Annotated in this window: 19 protein-coding genes; 7 read left to right on the forward strand and 12 right to left on the reverse strand. The window is 70.6% G+C overall.

The genetic code is table 11. The features are described 5' to 3' along the window. Nucleotides 1-66: 66 nt before the first annotated feature. Nucleotides 67-1,884 carry an APC family permease gene (locus tag KDL01_RS14215; protein WP_438801961.1) on the forward strand — a complete coding sequence of 606 codons (1,818 nt, stop codon included), beginning with the start codon at nucleotides 67-69 and terminating at the stop codon, nucleotides 1,882-1,884. A 5-nt stretch (nucleotides 1,885-1,889) separates the two neighbouring features. On the opposite strand, the gene KDL01_RS14220 is transcribed toward KDL01_RS14215, so the two are convergent. Then, nucleotides 1,890-2,615 carry an SDR family oxidoreductase gene (locus tag KDL01_RS14220; RefSeq protein ID WP_212528945.1) on the reverse strand — a complete coding sequence of 242 codons (726 nt, stop codon included), beginning with the start codon at nucleotides 2,613-2,615 and terminating at the stop codon, nucleotides 1,890-1,892. 98 nt (nucleotides 2,616-2,713) lie between these two features. Between KDL01_RS14220 and KDL01_RS14225 the strand changes: the two genes are divergently transcribed. Both KDL01_RS14225 and KDL01_RS14230 read left to right on the forward strand, forming a co-directional pair. Then, nucleotides 2,714-3,283, forward strand: coding sequence for a TetR family transcriptional regulator (locus KDL01_RS14225; protein WP_212528946.1), 570 nt, complete (start codon nucleotides 2,714-2,716; stop codon nucleotides 3,281-3,283). Nucleotides 3,284-3,380: 97 nt separating this feature from the next. Continuing rightward, nucleotides 3,381-4,022: a TMEM175 family protein gene (locus KDL01_RS14230; protein ID WP_212528947.1), complete on the forward strand. Its 642-nt coding sequence runs from the start codon at nucleotides 3,381-3,383 to the stop codon at nucleotides 4,020-4,022. A 4-nt stretch (nucleotides 4,023-4,026) separates the two neighbouring features. On the opposite strand, the gene KDL01_RS14235 is transcribed toward KDL01_RS14230, so the two are convergent. The 6 genes from KDL01_RS14235 to KDL01_RS14260 all read right to left on the reverse strand — a co-directional run bounded on the left by KDL01_RS14235 (nucleotide 4,027) and on the right by KDL01_RS14260 (nucleotide 10,449). Next, a complete protein-coding gene (locus KDL01_RS14235) occupies nucleotides 4,027-5,355 on the reverse strand; it encodes an MFS transporter (protein WP_212528948.1) in 1,329 nt (442 codons plus the stop codon). Beyond that, complete coding sequence (locus KDL01_RS14240) at nucleotides 5,352-5,942, reverse strand: winged helix-turn-helix domain-containing protein (RefSeq protein WP_212528949.1); 591 nt, start codon at nucleotides 5,940-5,942, stop codon at nucleotides 5,352-5,354. Before KDL01_RS14240 ends, KDL01_RS14235 begins: the two co-directional genes overlap by 4 nt. 111 nt (nucleotides 5,943-6,053) lie before the next feature. After that, nucleotides 6,054-6,956: a carbohydrate ABC transporter permease gene (locus KDL01_RS14245; protein ID WP_212528950.1), complete on the reverse strand. Its 903-nt coding sequence runs from the start codon at nucleotides 6,954-6,956 to the stop codon at nucleotides 6,054-6,056. After that, a complete protein-coding gene (locus tag KDL01_RS14250; RefSeq protein ID WP_212528951.1) occupies nucleotides 6,953-7,984 on the reverse strand; it encodes a carbohydrate ABC transporter permease in 1,032 nt (343 codons plus the stop codon). Before KDL01_RS14250 ends, KDL01_RS14245 begins: the two co-directional genes overlap by 4 nt. 10 nt (nucleotides 7,985-7,994) lie before the next feature. Further along, nucleotides 7,995-9,308: an ABC transporter substrate-binding protein gene (locus tag KDL01_RS14255; protein WP_212528952.1), complete on the reverse strand. Its 1,314-nt coding sequence runs from the start codon at nucleotides 9,306-9,308 to the stop codon at nucleotides 7,995-7,997. 571 nt (nucleotides 9,309-9,879) lie between these two features. Beyond that, nucleotides 9,880-10,449 (reverse strand): MarR family winged helix-turn-helix transcriptional regulator, encoded by a 570-nt coding sequence (locus tag KDL01_RS14260; protein WP_212528953.1) that lies wholly within the window; start codon nucleotides 10,447-10,449, stop codon nucleotides 9,880-9,882. Nucleotides 10,450-10,655: 206 nt separating this feature from the next. Here KDL01_RS14260 and KDL01_RS14265 point away from each other — a divergent pair, with 206 nt between their 5' ends. Continuing rightward, complete coding sequence (locus KDL01_RS14265; protein WP_212528954.1) at nucleotides 10,656-11,465, forward strand: IclR family transcriptional regulator; 810 nt, start codon at nucleotides 10,656-10,658, stop codon at nucleotides 11,463-11,465. Nucleotides 11,466-11,655: 190 nt separating this feature from the next. On the opposite strand, the gene KDL01_RS14270 is transcribed toward KDL01_RS14265, so the two are convergent. The 3 genes from KDL01_RS14270 to KDL01_RS14280 form a co-directional block, all read right to left on the reverse strand. Next, a complete protein-coding gene (locus KDL01_RS14270; protein ID WP_212528955.1) occupies nucleotides 11,656-11,967 on the reverse strand; it encodes a DUF4286 family protein in 312 nt (103 codons plus the stop codon). A gap of 14 nt (nucleotides 11,968-11,981) precedes the next feature. Next, nucleotides 11,982-12,920, reverse strand: a complete 939-nt coding sequence (locus KDL01_RS14275; protein ID WP_212528956.1) for a VOC family protein — start codon at nucleotides 12,918-12,920, stop codon at nucleotides 11,982-11,984. A 128-nt stretch (nucleotides 12,921-13,048) separates the two neighbouring features. Further along, nucleotides 13,049-14,551 carry an MFS transporter gene (locus tag KDL01_RS14280; RefSeq protein ID WP_307846323.1) on the reverse strand — a complete coding sequence of 501 codons (1,503 nt, stop codon included), beginning with the start codon at nucleotides 14,549-14,551 and terminating at the stop codon, nucleotides 13,049-13,051. A gap of 326 nt (nucleotides 14,552-14,877) precedes the next feature. Between KDL01_RS14280 and KDL01_RS14285 the strand changes: the two genes are divergently transcribed. From KDL01_RS14285 to KDL01_RS14295, 3 genes are all read left to right on the forward strand, one after another. Then, nucleotides 14,878-16,410 (forward strand): aldehyde dehydrogenase, encoded by a 1,533-nt coding sequence (locus tag KDL01_RS14285; protein WP_212528958.1) that lies wholly within the window; start codon nucleotides 14,878-14,880, stop codon nucleotides 16,408-16,410. A 76-nt stretch (nucleotides 16,411-16,486) separates the two neighbouring features. Beyond that, complete coding sequence (locus tag KDL01_RS14290) at nucleotides 16,487-17,344, forward strand: mycofactocin-coupled SDR family oxidoreductase (protein ID WP_212528959.1); 858 nt, start codon at nucleotides 16,487-16,489, stop codon at nucleotides 17,342-17,344. A gap of 115 nt (nucleotides 17,345-17,459) precedes the next feature. Then, complete coding sequence (locus tag KDL01_RS14295; RefSeq protein ID WP_212528960.1) at nucleotides 17,460-17,687, forward strand: cold-shock protein; 228 nt, start codon at nucleotides 17,460-17,462, stop codon at nucleotides 17,685-17,687. 70 nt (nucleotides 17,688-17,757) lie between these two features. Here the strand turns inward: KDL01_RS14295 and pntB are convergent, their stop codons facing one another. Then, nucleotides 17,758-19,188, reverse strand: coding sequence for a Re/Si-specific NAD(P)(+) transhydrogenase subunit beta (pntB, locus tag KDL01_RS14300; RefSeq protein WP_212528961.1), 1,431 nt, complete (start codon nucleotides 19,186-19,188; stop codon nucleotides 17,758-17,760). Nucleotide 19,189: 1 nt separating this feature from the next. Continuing rightward, nucleotides 19,190-20,743 carry a Re/Si-specific NAD(P)(+) transhydrogenase subunit alpha gene (locus tag KDL01_RS14305; RefSeq protein ID WP_212528962.1) on the reverse strand — a complete coding sequence of 518 codons (1,554 nt, stop codon included), beginning with the start codon at nucleotides 20,741-20,743 and terminating at the stop codon, nucleotides 19,190-19,192. Nucleotides 20,744-20,803: the final 60 nt, after the last annotated feature.

A 20,803-nucleotide genomic window follows, 5' to 3' on the forward strand; every position in this document is an offset into this window, starting at 1 on the left:
GGAGGAGACGACGCGGCGCGCTCGAGTGGACGGCCGGCCGACAACCGCTGAGCGGAGAAGACATCCATGGGTTTTTCTACGGCTCCGCGGAAGGTGGCGCCCCGGGTGCCGCTGCGGCACGGTGAGGGCCGCAAGGACCATCTGACCAGTTTCGGCGGGCTGGCCGCCCTCTCGCTCGACGCGCTCAGCTCGGTGGCCTACGGCCCCGAGGCCATGCTGCTGGTCTTGGCCGCCGCCGGTTCCTCCGCGCTGCACCTGTCGCTGCCGATCGCCGTGGCCATCGCCGCCCTGCTGGCCGTGCTCGTGTTCTCCTACTGCCAGGTCATCGCGGTGCATCCGGACGGCGGCGGCGCCTACGCGGTCGGCAAGCAGGACCTCGGGGCCACCGTCAGCCTGCTGGCCGGGGCGAGCCTGGTGGTGGACTACGTGCTCACCGTCGCGGTCAGCCTCGCGGCCGGCGCGGCGAGCCTGGCCTCCGCGTTCCCGGTACTGGCGCCGCACCTGCTCGAGGTCTGCCTGGCCGGACTGATCCTGCTCACCGTCGTGAACCTGTGGGGCATCGCCGAGAGCGCCCGGATCCTGATGCTCCCGATGGTGGTGTTCGTCTGCGCGATCCTCGGCGTCATCGTGGTCGGGATCGTACGCTCGCACCCGGCCGCCGTGGTCGGCACCGCCGCGCCGATGCCGGTCAGCGAGACCGTGGGCGTGCTGCTGATCCTCAAGGCCTTCGCGGCCGGCTGCTCGGCGCTGACCGGCGTCGAGGCGATCGCCAACGGCGTCCCGTCCTTCCGCGAGCCAAGGGCCAAGCTGGCCCAGCGCACCGAACTGATGCTCGGCGCGCTGCTCGGCCCGATGCTGGTCGGCCTCGCGGTGGTGGTCGTGCACCAGCACATCGCGCCGCGCACCGGCGTGACCGTGCTCGCCCAGGCCACCGCGGGCGCGTTCGGCGGCGGGTGGGCGTATTCCGCCACGAACATCGTCGTCGCCCTCGTCCTCGCCCTGGCCGCGAACACCAGCTTCGGCGGCCTGCCGGTCCTGATGAGCCTGCTGGCCAAGGACCACCGGCTGCCGCACCTGTTCGCCCTGCGCGCGGAGCGGCCGGTCTACCGCTTCGGCGTCGTCGTGCTCGCCTCGCTGGCCGCGATCCTGCTGATCGCCGTGGACGCCGCGACCGACCGGCTCATCCCACTGTACGCGATCGGCGTGTTCATCGGCTTCACCATCAGCCAGGCCGGCCTGCTGCGGCACTGGTACCGGCAGCGGCCGAGCAGCTGGCTGCCGCGCGCCGTGCTCAACGGCACTGGCGCGGTGCTGACCGCGACCGCCGCGCTGGTGTTCGTCGGCACGAAGTTCACCGAGGGGGCGTGGCTCGTGGTCATCGCGGTGCCCGCGCTGATGCTGCTGTTCTCGCGGGTGCAGAGCTACTACCGGGTCGTCGGGAACGAACTGGGCCTCGGCACCACCCCGGACCGGCCGAACGGGGGGCGGAGCCTGGTGATCGTGCCGGTCGGCCAGATCAGCAGGCTGACCGAGTACGCGCTGACGGCCGCGCTCTCCTTCGGCGACGAGGTCGTGGCGGTCAGCATCCACCTCGACCCCGAGTACAGCGAACGCTTCCGCGCCGCGTGGGAGGAGTGGAACCCGGGCGTGCGCCTGGAGGTCGTGGAGAGCCCGCACCGCTCGCTCATCCACCCGATCCTCGACTACGTCCGGCAGGCCCAGTGCGACGGGCGGCAGATCGCGGTGCTGATTCCCGAGGTCGAGCCGCGCCGCCGGCGCTACCGGATCCTGCAGAACCAGCGCGGGCTGCTGCTCGCCACGGTGCTCCGGGCCCGCACCGACGTCCTCGTGTGCACCCTGCCGTACCGGCTCACCAGCCGCTGACCAGGTCAGTTCCCGGTGAGCACCAGGCCGCCGTCGACGGTGAGCACGGTGCCGGTGACGAACTGGTTCTCCATCAGATACAGGTGGGCCGCGGCGATCTGCCCCGGCTCGCCGACGGCTCCGGTCAGGGCGCGCTTGGCGAAGTTGCCGAGCACGGCCGCGCGCTGGGGTTCGGGGATGGCGTCCCACAGCGGGGTGCGCACGGCGCCGGCGCGGACCGCGTTGACGCGGACGGGCGCGAGGTCGACGGCCAGGCCGAGTACGAGGCCCTCGGTGGCGGCGGTGCCGGCCGAGGCGAGGGGGGCACCGGGGATCGGACGGACGCTCGCCGTGCCCGAGGTGAGGGTGATCGAGCCGCCCGGGCGGATGCGCGGGGACGCGTGCTTGGCCACGGCGACGGCTCCCCACAGCCGCACCTCGAAGCCGCGGCGGGCCTCGGCGAGCGGGAGGTCCTTGAGCGCGCGGCGATCGGCCTGGTCCCCCGCGGTGAACACCACGTGGTCGAGTTCGCCGATGTCGGCGAACAGGTCGGCCACGGCCGCCTCGTCGCGCACGTCGAGCACGACGCCGTCGCAGTTGTCCGGGAGTCCGGCGCGCGCGGCCTCGACCCGCTCCCTGCTGCTGGAGGCGATGGTGACGACGGCGCCGGCTTCGGCGGCCGCCTGGGCCGTGGCCAGCCCCATGCCGGAACTGCCGCCGATGACGACGATGCGCTGATCGGTCAGTGCCATGATGCTCCTCCTGGATTCGCGAACTGATGACTCATTGAGACATCAGATGCACTGTAGCACTCGATGTCTCAATGAGCCATCACTGCTAGACTCCCGGCATGCCGCGTTGGGAACAGGGAGCAGAGGATCGGCTGCGCGCGGCCGCGCTCGAGCTGTTCCTGGCGAACGGGTACGAGAACGTCACGGTCGCGCAGATCACCGAGCGCGCCGGGCTGGCGCGCCGCACTTTCTCCCGCTACTTCGCCGACAAGCGCGACGTGCTCTTCGCCGGTTCCGAGCAGCTTCCGGGCGCGTTCGCCGAGGCCGTGCGGAAGGCCGACGCCGCGCTCACGCCACTCGAGGCCTTACTCGGCGCCCTCGAACGGGTCGGCGACGCGCTGGCCGAGCGGGTCGCTCCGCTCGCGGCGCAGCGTCAGGCGATCATCGACGCGAGCCCCGAACTGCAGGAACGCAGCCGCACCAAGTTCGGTGACGTCTCCGACGCCCTGGACGCGGCGTTGCGCCGGCGCGGGGCCGCACCCTCGACGGCGGGCATGCTCGCGGACGTCGGCGTGGCGATCTTCCGGACCGCGTTCCGGCGCTGGGTCGAGCAGCCGGACGCCGCCGCGCTCTCGGCCCGGGTGCGCGAGGCCGCCGCGGAACTCGGCCACGCGCTCGACCGCCGCTGAGGCCGGTCACCGAGGACCGCGGCCGGCACACTGCCGACACGCCGCCGCGCGGCGCAATCGGGGCCCGGCGGGGCGGCCGGATGCGATCGTGGCGGGTGTGTCATCGGCTCAGGATCCACCGGGCCTGGGCGAGCACGAGCAGCGGCCGGACCGGCTGATCGCGTTGTCCGACGGCATCTTCGCGATCGCGATGACGCTGCTCGTACTGGACGTCTCGGTGCCCGACGGGCTCGACCGGGCCGGCTTCGCGCGCTCGCTGCGCCAGGCCTGGCCGCATCTCGGCGCGTACGCGCTGAGCTTCGCCATCATCGCCGCCGTCTGGCGCGACCACCGCCGCATCTTCCATCTCGTGCGCCGGGCCGACGCCCGGGTGACCCGGCTGAACCTGGTGCTGCTGGGCGTCGCGGCGCTGCTGCCGTTCCCGACCGCGCTGCTGGCCGACTACGGCGGCAGCGAGCCGGTGGCCGTCACCCTCTACGCGGCCACCGTCGCCGCCATCAATCTGCTGCTTCTTGTGCTGTTCCTGACCGTCCGGCGGGACGAGAAGCTGCGCTCGCGTCCGGTGGAGGGCAGGGCCGCGCAGGGCACGATCGCCGACTTCGCCGCCACCGTGCTGATCGCCGCCGCCAGTATCGCGATCGCCTTCGCCGTCTCCGCCGAGGCCGGGCTGCTGACCTGGCTGGCCGCGCTCCCGGCCGGGGTGGCGGCCAAGGTCTGGCAACGCCGCGGCCGCCGCTGACCGGTCACCGAGACCGGTCGGCGGCTTCGGCTTCGGCTTCGGCTTCGACTACTGCTCCGCCGGACCCGCGCTCGGCTATGCGGGCCCTGCGGAAGGCGGGGCTCAGCAGGGTGAGCAGGGCGGCGGCCTCGATCACCGCGCAGGCCGCGTAGGTGGCGTGCACGCCGACCGCCGCCGCGGCGAATCCGGTGCCCAGCATGGCCAGCGGCACGGTGCCGAGGCTGATCAGGGTCTGGAACGAGGAGACGCGGCCGCGCAGCGCGTCCGGGGTCTCGGTCTGGATCAGTACGGTGCCCAGGACGTTCGACGGGCCGCCGAACAGACCGACCAGGGCGGTGGCCGCGACCGCGGCCGGCAGGTCGGTGGCGCGGGCGTCGGCGTAGAGGGAGGCGCCTATCAACGCGGCGGACACGGCGATCCAGGTGCCGATGTGGCTGCGGATCCTGAGCCGGTTCGTCAGTATCGCGCCGGCCACCGCGCCGAGCCCGAAGCCGGTGAGCATGAGCCCGATCCCGTGCGCGCCCCAGCCGTGCGCCTTCGAGAGCACCGCGAGCCCGATGTTCATCGGCCCGATGAAGCCGAGCTCCATCAGCAGGACGGCCGCGGACAGCGGGCCGAGCACGGGGTGGCGGAACAGGAACGAGAATCCGGCCCGGAACTCGCGCACGTAGTCGCGCCGACCGCTCCCGGCCGCCGCGCTCGCCGCGAGCGGGGCCGGGCGCACGAAGTAGAGCGTGGCGACGGAGACCGCGAAGGTCCCCGCGTCCACGAGCAGTCCCAGCGGCAGACCGCCGAAGGCCACCGCGAGGCCGCCGAGCGGGCCGCCGAGCGAGAGCGCCAGCCGCCCGGTCACGGTGTTCAGCATCGCCCCGCCGGCGTACTGCTCGGGCCGCAACAGCCGCGGCTGCATCGAGCCGGCCGCGGGTTGGAAGACGGCGTTGACCGTACCGAAGACGAGCGCGAGCACGGCGAGCAGCGCGATGCCGGGGTGCAGCAGCGCGATTCCGGCGGCGGCCAGCGTCACGAGCGTACGCAGCAGGTCGCTGCCGAGCATCAGCCGGCGCACGTCGTGCCGGTCCACGATGACGCCGCCGAGCAGCGTGAACGCGATCGTGGGCAGCGAGGAGAGGATCATCAGCACACTGGCCGTGGCGGCCGACGCGTCCTGCACGGCGGTCCAGGACATCGCGACGTACCAGACCATGTTGCCGAGCTGGGAGACGGACTGCCCGGCGAGGTAGCAGACGAACTGCGGCTCGCGCACGGCCGGGCGGATCCGAGGGGCGGTGTCGATGGGTGCCGCGAGCGCGGGCACGGTGGTCGCGGCCGTCACGACTGCTCCGGGAACGCGTGGTAGAACAGGAAGACGTGCTCGCGGCCGTCCTGTGGCCGTTCCTCGGGCCTGAGCTTCGGATCCACCCGGCCCACCTCGGCCCAGCGCCACAGCACCTCGCCCAGCTCTCGGGACAGGGCACTGAGTTCCTCGGGGGTCAGCCGCATCCCGGACGTGCCGGCCGTGGCGGCGTCCAGCCACTCGCGCGACCAGGCCGGCCTGACCGAGTGGTAGGCGCGCAGCCGCTCGAACGACTCCTCGATCTGCAGCCGCTCCGCGGTCTCGGCCACCGCCCGCCCGGCCGGGTCCTCGAAGTCGGTGCTGGACCAGCCGTAGGACCCGGTCGCCGCCCGCCACCAGTGCTCCCGCCGGTCCCTGGCCAGCTCCGGTGCCTCCTCGATGAAGCCCCGCTTGGCCAGCTCGCGCAGGTGGTAGCTGATCTGGCCGGGATCCGCGCCGGCCCGCTCGGCGAGCGAGGTGACCATGGCCGGCCCCTGCTCGCGCAGCAGCCGGAAGATCCGGCGGCGCAACGGATGGGTCAGTGCCTTGAGCACGTCCGGGTCTGTCAGCCTTCTGGGTTCCGTCATGGGGCCCACGCTAGACGCAGTAGAAAAATTGCGCAAGGTTTCTACTGCAATTCTCGACAAGCCCGCCCCCTGCCGCGGGAACGGCAGGGGGCGGGAGCGGACGCCGCGGGCTCAGCCCTTCACGGCGCCGGTGAGGCCGCCGACGATCCGCTTCTGGAAGATCGAGAAGAAGATCAGTGCGGGCAGCATGGCGAGCGAGGTGAACGCGAGCACCTGGGCGGTGTTCGTGGAGTACTGCGAGGAGAACGCCTGCACGCCCAGCGGCAGGGTGTAGTTCTTCTGCGAGTTGAGGATGTAGAGCGGCAGCACGTAGTTGTTCCAGCTGCCGATGAACGCGAGGATGCCCACGGTCACCACGCCGGGCAGCGAGAGCGGCAGCACCATCCGGACGAAGAAGCCGAGCCGGCTCGTGCCGTCCAGCGCCGCGGCCTCCTCGATCTCCTTGGGGATGGCCCGCAGGAACGGCACCAGGATGATGACGGTGGTCGGCAGGCCGAAGGCGATCTGCGGGATGATGATGCCCAGCAGGTTGTCGATCAGGCCCAGGTCCTTGATGACGATGTACAGCGGGGTGATCGCGATGACCATCGGGAACATCAGGCCGGCCGCGAACAGAGTGTACATCGCACCCTTGAGCCTGAAGTTGTATCGCGCGAGCACGAAGCTGACCATCATGCCGAGCACGACGATGCCGAGGGTGCTGGCGAGCCCGACCACGAGCGAGTTGACGAACTCGCCCCAGAACGTCACCGAGGTCAGCACGCTGGTGTAGTTGCTGATGACCCAGGGGTTCGGCAGCCCGGCCGGGCTCGTGGTGATCTGCGCGTTCGTACGGAACCCGCCGACCACGATGTAGAGCACCGGCGCGACGCAGACCGCGATGAACAGCAGCGCGATGAAGTAGGTGACCGGGTTGCCCCACTCCTGCTTCGGCCGGTCGTGCCGATCGCGGCGGTCGCTGCGGCCGATGCGCGCCTTCGCCGGGCGTCGCGAGCCGGCGGTCGTCGCGCTCATCGGATCTCTCCTTCGGTGACGGCGCCACGCAGGTCACGGCGCAGGACGAAGCGCTGGTAGATCAGCGCGACGACGAGCGAGATCAGGAACATCACGACCGCGACGGCGCTGCCGTAGCCGAAGTTCCCCGCGTCGCGGCCCTGGGCGACCATGTAGATCGCCATGGTCGAGGTGCCCGCGGTACCCGAGACGTACTGGCCCCAGATGATGTAGACGAGGTCGAACAGCTGCAGCGAGCCGATGATCGAGAGGAATCCCCAGATCCGGATCGTCGGGCCGAGCAGCGGCAGCGTGATGCGGCGCTGGATCTGCCAGTAGGTGGCTCCGTCGATCGCGGCGGCCTCGAACAGCTCGTCCGGGATCGACTGCAGGCCGGCCAGCATCAGGATCACCGCGAAGCCGATGTACTTCCACGAGATGATGCCCATCAGCGTCCAGATGGCCAGCTTCGGGTCGGCCAGCCAGTCGTTCTGCAGGAAGCCGAGCCCGATGTGCCCGAGCAGGTCGTTGACGGCGCCGTTGGCCTGGAGCATCAGGCTCCAGCCGGTGCCGACGATGACCTCGGAGATGACGTAGGGCACGAAGATCAGCACGCGGATCACCGAGCGGCCGCGGATGCGCTGGTTGAGCAGCAGGGCCAGCACGATCGCGATCGGGCCCTGGATGACCAGGGAGAGCACGACGATCAGCAGGTTGTGCCAGAGCACCTGCTGGAAGGCGGGGTCGGTGAAGATCAGCTTGTAGTTGTTCAGGCCGACCCAGTCGGTGGCCGGACCGTAGCCGTGCCACCGGTAGAAGCCGTAGTAAGCGGCCAGGACGACCGGGAAGATCACGAAGGCCAGGAACATGATGATCGCCGGTCCGGACAGGACCGCGATCTCGAGTCGCATTCTGACACGGCCACGGCCGCGGCGGCGCACTGACGCTCGCGGCGAAGCCGGGGGCGCGGACTTGGCCGCGCCCCCGGCTCTGGGCGTGCCCTGCGACTGGCGCGCGATCGCCGCGTCAGTACCCAGGGTGTCGCTCATGTGTGCTTACTCAGCCCTTCGCAGCGGCGGCGTTGGCCGCCGCGACGATGCTCGCGGCGTTGCCCTGGCCCGCCATCACGCTCACCACGGCGGTGTTCAGCGCGTTGCCGACGTTCTCGCCGTACTCGGTGTCGAGGTACTCCATGGAGTAGGCGGCCTTGTTGAAGGCCTGCAGCGCCGAGATGTTGTACGGCTGGGTCACGACCTCCTGGGCGGCCGGGTTGACCGGGATCGACTGGAAGGCCTTGGCGTAGGCCTCCTGCTGGTCCTTGGTCACCAGGAACTCGAGGAAGCCGAGCGCCTCCTTCGGCGCGTTCTTGGCCAGCGAGTATCCGTCGCTGCCGCCCATGATCGCGCTCGGGTCACCCTGGCCGCCGTCCACCGACGGGAAGGGGAACCAGCCGAGGTCGGGCAGCGGCTGCTGGTTCGGGGTGAGGCTGCCGATGACGCCCGGGTCCCAGCTGCCCATGAGCTCCATGGCCGCCTTGTGGTTGGCCAGCATGCCCGCGGAGGAGCCGGCGCCCTGCTGCGCGGCGGTGGTCAGGAAGCCCTTCTGGAACGGGTTGGTCTGCAGGAACGAGGACAGGTCGGTTCCGGCCTTGGTCCAGCACGGGTCGGTGAACTTCAGCGACTGGGCGGTGCTGGTCATGGTCTGCTGGCTGCACTCGCGCAGGGCGAAGTTGTAGTACCAGTGCGCGGCGGGCCAGGCGTCCTTGGCACCGACGGCGATCGGGGCGACGTTGATCGTCTTGAGCTTGGCGACGTCGGCCTCGAGCTCGTCGATCGTGGTCGGCGTCGAGGTGATGCCGGCCTGCTGGAACAGGTCCTTGCTGTAGTAGATGCCCTCGGGCTGGGTGTCCACCGGCATCGCGTAGACCTGGCCGTTGATCGTGTTGCCGGCCAGCGCGGCCGCGCCCACGTTCGCCTTGTCCGCGGCGGTCAGGGCCAGCGGCTGGAGCTGGTTCGCGTCGACCATGGCCTGCATCTTGCCGCCACCGCGCTGCAGGAAGATGTCCGGCGCGGAGTTCGAGTTCAGCGCGGTCTGCAGCTTGCCGTCGAAGTCCTCGTTCTGGATCGTCTGCAGCTGGATCGTGACGTTCGGGTGCAGCGCGTGGTAGGCCTTCGCGGCGTTCTCGAAGTAGGTCAGGCCGTCGGAGCCGTTCGTCGCGTTCTCCCAGACGGTCACCGTGACCGAGCCGGCGGACGAACCGCCGGAGCTGGTGCCACTGCCACTGCCACTGCTGCTGCCGGCACAACCGGTGGCACCGAGAGCGATACCCAAGCTGATGGCGACAGCTGTCGCGCTGCGCGTTTTCCTCGTCATTGTGGAAACTCCCTGATATGTCATCATTGTCGCAATTGGCGCGAGTGCTTGCACGAAGCAGTACCCTGTCGGGTGCCGAAAGTTTCGTGCCGACCTGATCTGGAATTTCTGACAGCAGGGCCGACCGCGATTCCGCTGCGGGCCAGGCAGATGCGCGCCGTCGTGGCCCACCCTGCACCCCTGCTTTCCCTGCTCCGGGCCTACGTCCGTGGACATGTCCGACGGACCCGCCGCGATCGTGCGAAGCCGGCCCCGTTGTGCGGAGTTCAGCTCGCTGGAGAGTATGCGCTTGGCGACGGGGGGCAGTCAATGACTCGTTTCCGAAAGTTCATCGAAACATTCAATCGGGTGTCGGAGTTAGCTACCGAAACATTTCGAAGCCCTCCACTGCCGACAAACGCGAAATCCGGTGCTTTAAGGGGATTAGACACACCTCATGCCCCGGCCGCGGCCTCGGACGGGCCCCCGCCCGCCACGGTTCGCCTGCCCCGCCACGCGGCCGGGAATCCGTTCACCGGCAACGAATCCGCGGCCGCGGCAGAACGCTGCGGCCGCGCACCCGCCACGGGTCTCACCCGGCCGGTGCGCCGGATCCCGGGGCGTCGTGGGCGGATTCGGGCAGCTGGAACTCGCTCGGGTCCTCGGCGTGGCCGACGAAGTCCTCGTACATACGCCGGAACAGGACACTCAGTCGGTGCAGATCCTCGGCACTCCAGTCGGCCAGCGCCTGGCGGATGCCGTGGCGGCCGGCCGTGCGCACGCGTTCGACGGCCTCGCGCCCGCGCGCGGTCAGTTCGATCAACTGCGCCCGGCCGTCGTTCGGATCCGGGGTGCGCGTGACGTATCCGGTCTTCTCCAGGGCCTGCACCTGCCGGGTGACGTGAGAGGCCTCCACAGCCAGCCGGGCGGCGAGCTCTCCGGAGCGGACCGGCTCGCAATCGGCGAGCTGGCGCAGGATCGAGATGGCGGAGCGGTCGAGCGCGTGCACGCCGGCGACGGCCATCAGCCGCTCGTGCTGGCGCGCTCGGCTTCTGAGGTACGAGATCTCGGTCAGCGTCTTCTCGATCTGAACGATTTCCTGGGGGACGGTGTCCGACGCGGCGTGCTCCGCATTGTCCGCCGCGGTTCGGATGGCCACCATGACTCCACCTCACGGGTCGTTGTCTCAACGAGATAATGTGTCAAATTTGATTGCTTGAGTCAATTAACTTGAGTAAATCACGGCGCGCCTCTCTGCTAGTGTTTGGTTGAAGAGAACTGCCATTCGGCTGTGCGGACCGCTCTGGCGCGGCCGCGGTCCGGGGAGGTCTCCGCGGCGAGGTCGACCGGTGTAGAAGGAGCGGAAGCGTGGAGACGAAGGCAACCGAGATCCCGGCCGGCGTCCCGGAACGCCAGCGGCATCCGCTTGCCCGAGGCATCGAGATCCTCACGCTGATGGTCGACAGCGGTCAGCAGTCCTACGGCGTGCGCGAACTCGGCAACAAGCTCGGGGTGAGCGCGAGCACCGCCCACCGGCTGCTGAGCGACCTCGAGGGCCTCGGCATGGTCGCGCGCAACACCGAGGGCAGCTACCGGCTCGGCATGGAGTTCCTGCGGCTGGCCTGGACGACCAACACCCGCTACCCGCTGCGCGAGGCCACCGACGACATCCTGACCGAGCTGACCGAGCGCAGCGGCGAGTCGTCCTTCTTCGCCGTCTACAACGATCAGCGCCGGCAGATGATGTTCGCGGTGTCCATCGAGTCCTCACATCCCTTGCGCTACAGCGTTCCCCGGGGCGTCTGGCTGCCGCTGCACGCCGGGGCGAGCGGGCTGGCGATCCTGGCCTTCCTGCCGGCCGAGGTGCGCGAGGCGATCGTCGGCGGCAGCCTGGAGGCGCTGACCGAGCGGACCGTGGTCGACACCAGGCAGCTCACCGACCGGCTCGCCCAGATCAGGCGGGACGGGTACGCGATCTCGCACGGCGAGCGGATCGACGGGGCGATCGCGATCGCCGCTCCGGTCATGGGGCCGTCCGACACCGTGATAGGCGACGCCGGGATCACCATTCCGGAGACGCGCTTCAACGCCACCACCACCGCGGAACTCACCGTGCTGGTGAAGGAGTCCGCGCAGCGGCTCACCCGCCGGTTCACCGGAGTCGAACGGCCCGCGTAGCGGTCGGTGTGACCACGCGTGGCCGGCGGCGCGCCGGAAACCGAGGCGGGTACGGCGTTCCCGGCGCGGGCGGGCCGTGACCCGTCCACGCCGGGAATGCCGTCGTCGTCAGTCCGTCAGGTCGTCAGGCCGTCAGGTCGTCAGGCCGTCAGGTCGTCAGTCCGTCGGCCGAGGCGTCCGAGGACCGCGTTCACTGCGCCGGCTGCTCGTCTTCGAAGGCGAGCGGCAGCATGACGAGCGTCGTGAGGTCGAGCGTGTCGCTCATGCTCAGCCCGGCCGTGAACAGCTTCTCCAGCGCGGCCTGGGCGAAACCTTCGACCTCGTAGACGGTCGCGTAGCGGTGCGGGACGCCCGCGGCGCCCTCGGCGGGCCCGGCGCGGCGGGCCGCGAGGAAGCCGGGCAGTTCCAGGATCTCGGGGATGTGCGTTCCCCAGTACCACTCCCGGAACTCCTCGTCCTTTCCCTCGACCGGATTGGTGAGCGCCAACAACACTTCGCGCATGGGCTGGGTTCCTCTCATCTGTCATCACCGGGTACGGAATCGGTCGCGAAGCCCCACGGGACGCCGAGGCTGGTCGCCGGATCGGTCACCAGGGCGGTCTCCGATCGGGACGCGATACGCACGCCCTGCGCCTCGAGGTGTCGCGCGGCCCGCTGAAGATCCGTCACCTGCCACGTCAGTGCGTGGTAGGTGTCGAACTCGCCGTTGCCCGAGGCGCCCGAGACGTCAGCGGCGGCCGCGCTGCCGGGCTCCGGGGCGGCGAAGTGGAAGACGGCGTCGGCGAGGCGGACGTAGGGTCCGGAGACTCCCCGCAGCTCGTCGCGGCCGGTGTGGACGATTTCTCCGCCGAGGACGTCGACGGTCAGCTTGACCGCGCGGTCCGGCCGGGACGTGAGCACGGTGTGGTGCGAGGCGTGCACGATGCCGAGCGGGTCCGCGTCGTCGACCTCCGGGACCGTCCAGCCCTCGGCTGTCCGCGGGTCGAGCGGGAACGGGAAGGACTCGAAGAACCGGTAGGGCAGCCCGGTGTCCTGCCTGAGTCCGTAGAAGGGCGACGGGCCGCCGGCCCACTCGTCCGCCTCGAGGATCTCCTCGCGCGCGTCCACGACGCGGAAACCCTGAGCCCTGAGTTCTCGGTAAAGCTCTTTGACGCCCTCGACATACCAACCCGTCGTATACAGGTGCGCGGCGTCGATATCCGGGTAGCGCTGGACTCCCCCGGTGAGATATCGCTTCGGTTCGAGACTGTCGATGAGGACATCGGCGATCGAGGTGAATGTGGAATAGCCGACGGAATGGCCCGGCGCCGGCGGATTCGGCATGACGACGGAGAAGTTGGTACTCGTTCGGCCGAAGACGCGGGCGAAGAAATCCTCCGCCTCCTCCAGGCTCGGCACGTGGATCGCGGGGTGGTAGAGCATGCGCACCCGGTACGGGCGTTCGGAATCGGTCACTTTCTTCCCTTCGTGGCTGGAAGACCGCGGCCCGGCCGGCGCCCCGACCGCTCACGTGCGGTGCGGGGCGTCGGCCGGGCCACGGCGTCGCGGCGGTGCGGCGTCGCGGGCTCGCGGGCGCGGCGGACTCAGGCGGTCTCGGGCGTGATGCCGAGGGCGCCGGCGAAGGTCTCGCGCTCGGCCTCGAGGACGTCCTCGTCCTCGGCGTCCCGGAGCGAGCCGTTGCGCATGAACAGGGCGGCGGCCAGCGCGATCGCCGCAACCACGGCCACCATCGCGAACAGCACGTTGTATCCGGCGCGGGTGCTGAACGGCGTGCCGGTCACCAGGTAGTGCGAGAGCAGGACGGTGCCGAGCGAGGTGCCGACGCCGGAGAACGCGGTCTGGGTGACCATGTACACGCCCTGCGCCTCGCTGGTGCTGGCACCCGGCACGCCCTCGACGATCAGGTTCGGCAGCGAGCTGAGCATGAAGCTCGTCGCGCCGGTGAGCACGATCTGCGAGATCACGAAGCCCACGATGGTGCTCAGCAGCAGGGCCGAGAGGACCGCGGCCAGCAGGCCCAGGATCGCGCCCACGATGAAGGCGTTGCGGGCGCGGCCGTGGCGCGAGATGCGGCCGCTGAGCGGGGCGGCCAGGAAGCCGAGGGCGCCGATGGCGAAGGAGATGTCGCCGGCGGAACCGGCGCTCAGGCCGAGGCCGACCGGCGCCATCTTCGGCGTCTGCATGATCAGCTGGCCGACGAAGCCGGAGACGCCCAGCGTGCCGAAGGAGACCAGGGCGGTGGCGACCAGGGTCAGGCCGAGCTTGCGGTTGAGGAAGAACCGGATGTTGATCAGCGGCTTGTCCACCCGCAGCTCCCAGGCGATCCACAGCGCGAGCACCGCGATGCCGCCCACGATGAAGCCGAGGGTCTTGCCGTTCGACCAGCCCCAGGTGCTGGACTCGTTGACGCCGTACAACGCCAGCGCGATGCCCGGCGCGAACAGCACGCCGCCGAGCCAGTCGACCCGCTCAAGGCCCGGCTTGGCGGTCGGGGCGGGCAGGAAGAAGGCGCCGACGGCGGTGACCGCGGCCAGGATCGCGGCCACCACGAAGATGTCGTGCCAGCCCCAGTGGTCGACGATGTTGCCCGAGATGACGTTGCCGGCCGCGCCGCCCCACATCGCCGCGCCGGCCACCGTGGCCACGGCCACCGGCAGCGACTTCTTCGGCAGGTTCTCGCGCAGGATGCCGACGCACAGCGGGACCAGGCCTCCGGCCAGGCCCTGGATCGAACGGCCGGCGATGAGCCAGCCGAGGCTGCCCGAGGTCAGGCTGATGACGGATCCGGCGATGGAGGCCACCAGCACGACGATCAGGACGTTGCGGCGGCCGAAGGCGTCGCCGAGCCGGCCGCTGATGGCCGCGGAGGCCGCGCCCACCAGCAGGAAGCCGGTCAGCACCCATCCGGCGTTGCCCGGCGTGGTCTTGAAGTGCTCGATGACGGACGGCAGGGCCGTATACATCATCGTGGATTCAAAGGAACTCGCGATGGCAGCGAGGATAAGGATCCCGATGATGAACGGGATGGGGCGCGCTGGGCGCGGATCTGCACTTGGGGCGATGGTCGGCATCGTTGCCTCTCTCATCTGGGGCCTCGGCGCTGCCCGGGGGCCGCGCACTGCACTCACGTCGGCTTCGCCGCCCGATCGATCCGAGTCCACCGTCCCCGGGTGTTTCGCTTAAGGTGTTTCGCTTAAGAGAACGATCGATCGGTACAGCGTCCTGAGTGTGGGTGCGCGCGCTGCGGCATGTCAAGAGGGGAATCTCGGTGGGCCCGGTGCGCCCGGCCATCCTTGACAGCCAGAAGACCCTGCGCAATCCTGACCTTGCCATACAAGGCAACAATCGTTCGCTTCAGCAGAACGTCGGCGTGCCGCCCGCCTGCCGGCGGAGCCCGACCATGGAGGCTTTGATGTCCAGCCACGTCACCACCGAGGGGTCCGCGGACGCGGCGGCGGCCGCCCGGGCCCGCGCCGTGCCGCTTCAACACCCTGATCGCCTGTACCTCGACGGACGGTGGGTCGAGCCCGCCGCCGCGTCGAGTTTCGCGATCGTCGACCCGGCGACCGAGGAGCTCTACTACCGGATCGCCTTGGCCGGAGCCGAGGACATGTCGGCGGCGATCGCCGCCGCGCGGCGCGCCTTCGACCGGTCCGAGTGGCCGCTGCTGGCGCCCGCCGAGCGCGCCGACTGGCTGCGCAAGATCGCCGACGGGCTGCGCCGGCGCGCGGGCGACGCGAGTGAGCTCTGGACGCGCCAGGTCGGTGTCCTGCACTCGATGTCGGTGGCCTCCATCGAGCGCGTCGGCGCGCACTACGACTACTACGCCGACCTCGCCGCGGACTTCCCGTTCGAGGTGCGCCACCAACCGATGCAGGGCGCCTTCGGCTCCGTGGTGCGCGAGCCGGTCGGCGTCGTGGGCGCGATCGTCGCGTGGAACACGCCGATGTCCCTGGCCGCCTACAAGGTCGCGCCGGCCCTGCTGGCCGGGTGCACCGTCGTGCTGAAGGCTCCGCCGGAGGCGCCGGGCGAGGCCTACGTGCTCGCCGAGGTGGCCGAGGAGATCGGCCTGCCCGCGGGAGTCCTGAACGTGCTCACGGCCGACCGCGAGGTCTCCGAGCAGCTGGTGCGCGACCCGCGCGTGGACAAGATCGCCTTCACCGGTTCGAGCGTGGTGGGGCGGCGGATCGCGAGCATCTGCGGCGACCGGATGGCCCGCTACACCCTCGAACTCGGCGGCAAGTCGCCGGCCGTGGTCTTCGACGACTACGACCTGGAGACCGCGGCCACGCTGCTCGCCAACGCCGAGTGCACCCTCAACGGCCAGGTGTGCTCCTCGCTCACCCGCGTCATCGTCAGCCGCCACCGCCACGACGCGTTCGCCGAGGCCCTCGGCGCGGCCTTCGGCGCGGTGCGCATCGGAGACCCCTTCGATGCCGCCTCGCAGCTCGGGCCGCTGGCCATGGAACGCCAGCGCGACCGGGTGGAGGACTACATCGCCAAGGGCGTGGCCGAGGGCGCCAGGCTCGTCACCGGCGGCGCCCGGCCCGACGGGTTCGAGCGCGGCTTCTACATCCAGCCGACCGTCTTCGCCGGCGTGGACAACCAGGCCACGATCGCGCAGGAGGAGATCTTCGGCCCCGTGCTGAGCGTCATCCCCGCCGACGACGAGGAGCACGCGATCGAGCTGGCCAACGAGACGGTGTTCGGCCTCAACGCGACCGTCTTCACCGACGACGTGGACCGCGCCCACCGTGCCGCCCGCCGGCTGCGCTCGGGCACGGTCGGGCACAACGGCTACCGCACCGACCCGCGCATGGGCTTCGGCGGCTTCAAGCAGTCCGGCGTCGGACGCGAGGGCGGCCGGGACGGGCTGCTGCCGTATCTCGAGTCCAAGACCGTGATTCTGGACGGCCTGCCGACCGGGTACGACCCGCTCGGCTGAGCCCGCGCGCGCACCATCCTTCACCCCTCGGCCGCCCTCGCGGCCGGGCTTTCATCCGCTACACCAGGAGAGACTCATGTCGGGACGCGTTGAGGGCAAGGTCGCCTTCATCACGGGTGCCGCCCGCGGACAGGGCCGCAGCCACGCCGTTCGTCTGGCCGAGGAGGGCGCGGACATCATCGCCGTGGACCTGCTCGAGGACATCGCCACGGCGCCCTATCCGCTGGCCACCAAGGAAGACCTCGACGAGACCGTGCGCCAGGTCGAGGCGCTCGGCCGCCGCATCGTCGCCCGGCAGGCCGACGTGCGGGTGCTCGCGGAGCTGCAGGCGGCGGTGGACCAGGGCGTGGCCGAGCTCGGCAAGCTCGACATCGTGGTGGCCCAGGCCGGAATCCTGACGATGGGTTCGAACACGCCGCAGGCCTTCCTCGACGTCGTGCAGGTGAACCTGCTCGGCGTGATCAACGCGTGTACCGCCGCCGCGGCGCACCTCGGCCCGGGCGCGTCGATCATCCTGACCGGCTCGACCGCGGCCCTGCTGGCCGGATCCGTGGACATCACCGGCGCCGGCGGCCTCGGCTACGCGCACTCCAAGCGGCACGTCGCCCGGTTCGGGCACGACCTCGCCCGCGTCTACGCCGAGCAGCAGATCCGGGTCAACGTCATCCACCCGACGAACGTCGACACCGGCATGATGGACAACGACTTCATGTACCACGCGTTCCGGCCGGATCTGGAGAACCCGACGCGCGAGGACATGATCCCGTCGCTGGAGACCAAGTCCCCGATGGGTGTGCCATGGCTCTCGCCGCACGACGTCTCGGAGGCCGTGCTCTACTTCGCCTCGGACGCGGCCCGGTGGGTCACCGGCCAGCAGCTCAAGCTCGACGGCGGCCAGCTGCTGCCGATCGGGAACGCCGGAGTGCCCGCGTAGTCCCGGCAACGCCCCGCCGGCGGCGGCCGCCCTGCGCACGCGCGTGTGGCGGCCGCCGCCTTTCCCGCGCCGAAACCCGATCGCCGGGCCGGCCGGTGCCTGTCAGACTGCTGCCATGGCACACGGCACGGTCAAGTTCTACAAGGCCGAGAAGGGCTGGGGGGCGATCGCCTCGCCCGACCTGCCCCCGGGCTTCGACGCGTGGGTCCACTTCAGCGTCATCGACATGGTCGGCTACCGCGCCCTCGAACCCGGTGACCAGGTCGAGTTCGACTACGAACAGGCGCAGCAGGACAGCTTCCGCTTCCGGGCGACCCGCGTCCGCAAGCTCTCCGGCGGATGAGCAACGGCCGCCGTGCCGTCTCGACCACAGCCGAGACGGCACGACGGCCGTTTTCGCGCGCGGCGGCGCGTTACGCGAGGACGGGCACGGCGGCGAGCGCGCCCACGATCTCATCGACCCTGGTCTTGGCGTCGCCGAAGAGCATGGCGGCGTTCTCGCGGTAGAACAGCGGGTTGGGGACGCCGGCGTAGCCGCTGGCCATGGAGCGCTTGAAGACCACGACGTTCGCGGCCTCCCACACGCGCAGCACCGGCATGCCGGCGATCGGGCTGCCCGGGTCCTCGGCGGCGGACGGGTTGACGGTGTCGTTGGCGCCGATGACCAGGACGACGTCGGTGGCACCGAGGTCGTCGTTGATCTCGTCCATCTCCAGCACGATGTCGTAGGGCACCTTCGCCTCGGCCAACAGCACGTTCATATGGCCGGGCAGGCGACCGGCGACCGGGTGGATGCCGAAGCGCACCTGAACGCCGCGGCCGCGCAGGATCCGGGTGAGTTCGGCCACCGGGTACTGCGCCTGGGCCACGGCCATGCCGTAGCCCGGGGTGATCACCACGCTGGACGCGGCGGCGAGCAGCTCGGCGGTCTCGGCGGCCGAGATCTCCCGGTGGGTGCCGGCCTGCGCGTCGTCAGACCTCTGCGGTGCCTCGATGCCGAAGCCGCCGGCGATGACGGAGACGAAGGAGCGGTTCATCGCGCGGCACATGATGTAGGACAGGTACGCGCCCGAGGAGCCGACCAGCGCGCCGGTGATGATGAGCAGGTCGTTGTCGAGCAGGAAGCCGCTGGCGGCCGCGGCCCAGCCGGAGTAGCTGTTGAGCATGGAGACCACGACCGGCATGTCGCCGCCGCCGATCGAGGCGACCAGGTGCCAGCCGAAGAGCAGGGCGAGCGCGGTCACCGCGATGATCGCCCACAGCGCGGGGTGGGCGACGAACAGCACCGTCAGGACGGCGAAGGCCAGCAGCGCGCCCAGGTTCAGCAGGTTCTTGCCCGGCAGCACCAGCGGCGCGGACTTGATCCGCGCGCTCAGCTTCAGGTTCGCCACGATCGAGCCGGTGAAGGTGACGGCGCCGATGAAGATGCCGATGAACACCTCGGCGTGGTGGATGTGCAGCAGGGAGCCGGCGAAACCGCCGATGCCGTCGTGCTCCACCTCGACGTAGGAGGCCCAGCCGACCAGCACGGCGGCCAGGCCGACGAAGGAGTGCAGCAGGGCGATCAGTTCGGGCATGCCGGTCATCTGCACGATCCGGGCCCGCCACAGGCCGATCGCGCCGCCGCCGATGATCGCGGCGGCGAGGATCAGCGCGGTCGTGCCGCGCGCGGAGCTGTCGTGCACGGTCAGGCCGATGGTGGCGGCCAGTGCGACGACCATACCGGTCACACCGTAGGCCCAGCCTTGTCTTGCACTCTCGTGCCTGCTCAGGCCGGCCAGGGAGAGAATGAACAACAGCGCGGCGACCAGGTACGCCGCGGTGGCTATCGAGGCTGCGGACACGTCAGTTCCCCTTGCTGAACATGGCGAGCATGCGGCGGGTGACCGCGAAGCCGCCGAAGATGTTGATGGAGGCGAGCAGGATCGCGATCCCGGCCAGCACCTGGATCGGGTGCACGCCGAGGCCCGCCTGCACCAGCGCGCCGACGACGATGACGCCGGAGACGGCGTTGGTCACGCTCATCAGGGGCGTGTGCAGGGCGTGGTGGACCTTGCCGATGACGTAGAACCCGATGACGATCGCGAGCGTCAGCACGGTGAAGTCCTGCGGGATCGGCGCCGGGGCCAGTGCGACCACCAGCCAGAACACCGCGATCCCGGCCAGCACCAGGGCGAACCGCGCGGCGGCGGAGAGCGGGACCCGCTTCGGCTTGGCCGACACGGGGGCTGACACCGCCGGCGCCGCGGGGGCCGCACTGACCTGGACGGGCGGCGGGGGCCAGAGCCTCTCGCCCTTCCCGGTCCCGGTGGCGCGCACCACGGTGATGCCGCGCTGCACGACGTCGTCGAGGTCGAGCACGACCTCGCCGTCCTTGGCCGGGGTCAGCAGCTTGAGCAGGTTGACCAGGTTGGTGCCGTAGAGCTGGCTGGCCTGGGTGGGCAGGCGCCCGGCGAGGTCGGTGTAGCCGAGGATGCTCACCCCGTTCTCGGTCACGACCTTCTGCCCCGCCACGCTGCCCTCGACGTTGCCGCCCATGCCGGCCGCCATGTCCACGATCACCGACCCGGCCTTCATCGCGGCGACGTCGGCCCGCGTGATCAGCTTCGGGGCCGGGCGTCCGGGGATGAGCGCGGTGGTGATGACGATGTCGACGTCAGCGGCCTGATCCGCGTACAGCTTCGCCGCGGCCTCGTTGTAGAGGTCTGAGGTGGCCTTGGCGTAGCCGTCGGTGGACGCCTGCGCCTGCTCGTCCACCACGACCGGCAGGAACTGGCCGCCGAGCGACTTGACCTGGTCGGCCACCTCGGGCCGCGGGTCGGTGGCGCGCACGATGGCGCCGAGGCTGCTGGCCGCGCCGATCGCGGCCAGCCCGGCCACGCCCGCTCCGGCCACCAGCACCTTCGCCGGGGGCACCTTGCCCGCGGCGGTGACCTGGCCGGTGAAGAAGCGGCCGAACTCGTGCGCGGCCTCGACCACGGCGCGGTACCCGGCGATGTTCGCCATGCTGGACAGGACGTCGAGGGACTGGGCTCGGCTGATCCGGGGCACGGTGTCGATCGCGAGCACGGTCAGGTCCCGCGCCGCGAGCACCTCCACGAGCTCCGGATTGAGTGCCGGGGCCAGCGTCGAGACCAGGTATGCGCCGTCCTTGAGCTTCTGCACGTCCTCGGGCGCGGGGCCGTTCACGCGCAGGACGACGTCGGCGCCCCACGCGTCCTCGCCGCTGCCGAGCGCGGCACCGGCCTCGGCGTAGGCGGGGTCGGCGAACGCGGAGAGCGCACCGGCTCCGCGCTCGATCACCACGTCGTATCCGAGGCCGATGAGCTGTCTGACGGTCGCGGGCGTCGCGGCCACCCGGGTCTCCCCGGTCGGCTCGCGGGTCACTCCGATGAGCATTGTCGGACTCCTTGAAAAGCGGGACTGCTGCTGCGGATGGAGCGCAGGCGGGCAGGGGGC

Source organism: Actinospica durhamensis, from assembly GCF_018139695.1.
Classification (GTDB): Bacteria; Actinomycetota; Actinomycetes; order Streptomycetales; family Catenulisporaceae; genus Actinospica; species Actinospica durhamensis.

Bases quoted from the DNA above. Each gene is read 5' to 3' on its own strand.
- KDL01_RS14285 (WP_212528958.1), top strand. From the start codon at position 14,878: ATGTCCAGCCACGTCACCACCGAGGGGTCCGCGGACGCGGCGGCGGCC.
- KDL01_RS14245 (WP_212528950.1), bottom strand. From the start codon at position 6,956: ATGAGCGCGACGACCGCCGGCTCGCGACGCCCGGCGAAGGCGCGCATC.
- KDL01_RS14225 (WP_212528946.1), top strand. From the start codon at position 2,714: ATGCCGCGTTGGGAACAGGGAGCAGAGGATCGGCTGCGCGCGGCCGCG.
- KDL01_RS14290 (WP_212528959.1), top strand. From the start codon at position 16,487: ATGTCGGGACGCGTTGAGGGCAAGGTCGCCTTCATCACGGGTGCCGCC.
- KDL01_RS14240 (WP_212528949.1), bottom strand. From the start codon at position 5,942: ATGACGGAACCCAGAAGGCTGACAGACCCGGACGTGCTCAAGGCACTG.
- KDL01_RS14215 (WP_438801961.1), top strand. From the start codon at position 67: ATGGGTTTTTCTACGGCTCCGCGGAAGGTGGCGCCCCGGGTGCCGCTG.
- KDL01_RS14250 (WP_212528951.1), bottom strand. From the start codon at position 7,984: ATGAGCGACACCCTGGGTACTGACGCGGCGATCGCGCGCCAGTCGCAG.
- KDL01_RS14220 (WP_212528945.1), bottom strand. From the start codon at position 2,615: ATGGCACTGACCGATCAGCGCATCGTCGTCATCGGCGGCAGTTCCGGC.
- KDL01_RS14255 (WP_212528952.1), bottom strand. From the start codon at position 9,308: ATGACGAGGAAAACGCGCAGCGCGACAGCTGTCGCCATCAGCTTGGGT.
- KDL01_RS14305 (WP_212528962.1), bottom strand. From the start codon at position 20,743: ATGCTCATCGGAGTGACCCGCGAGCCGACCGGGGAGACCCGGGTGGCC.
- KDL01_RS14295 (WP_212528960.1), top strand. From the start codon at position 17,460: ATGGCACACGGCACGGTCAAGTTCTACAAGGCCGAGAAGGGCTGGGGG.
- KDL01_RS14260 (WP_212528953.1), bottom strand. From the start codon at position 10,449: ATGGTGGCCATCCGAACCGCGGCGGACAATGCGGAGCACGCCGCGTCG.
- KDL01_RS14280 (WP_307846323.1), bottom strand. From the start codon at position 14,551: ATGAGAGAGGCAACGATGCCGACCATCGCCCCAAGTGCAGATCCGCGC.
- KDL01_RS14270 (WP_212528955.1), bottom strand. From the start codon at position 11,967: ATGCGCGAAGTGTTGTTGGCGCTCACCAATCCGGTCGAGGGAAAGGAC.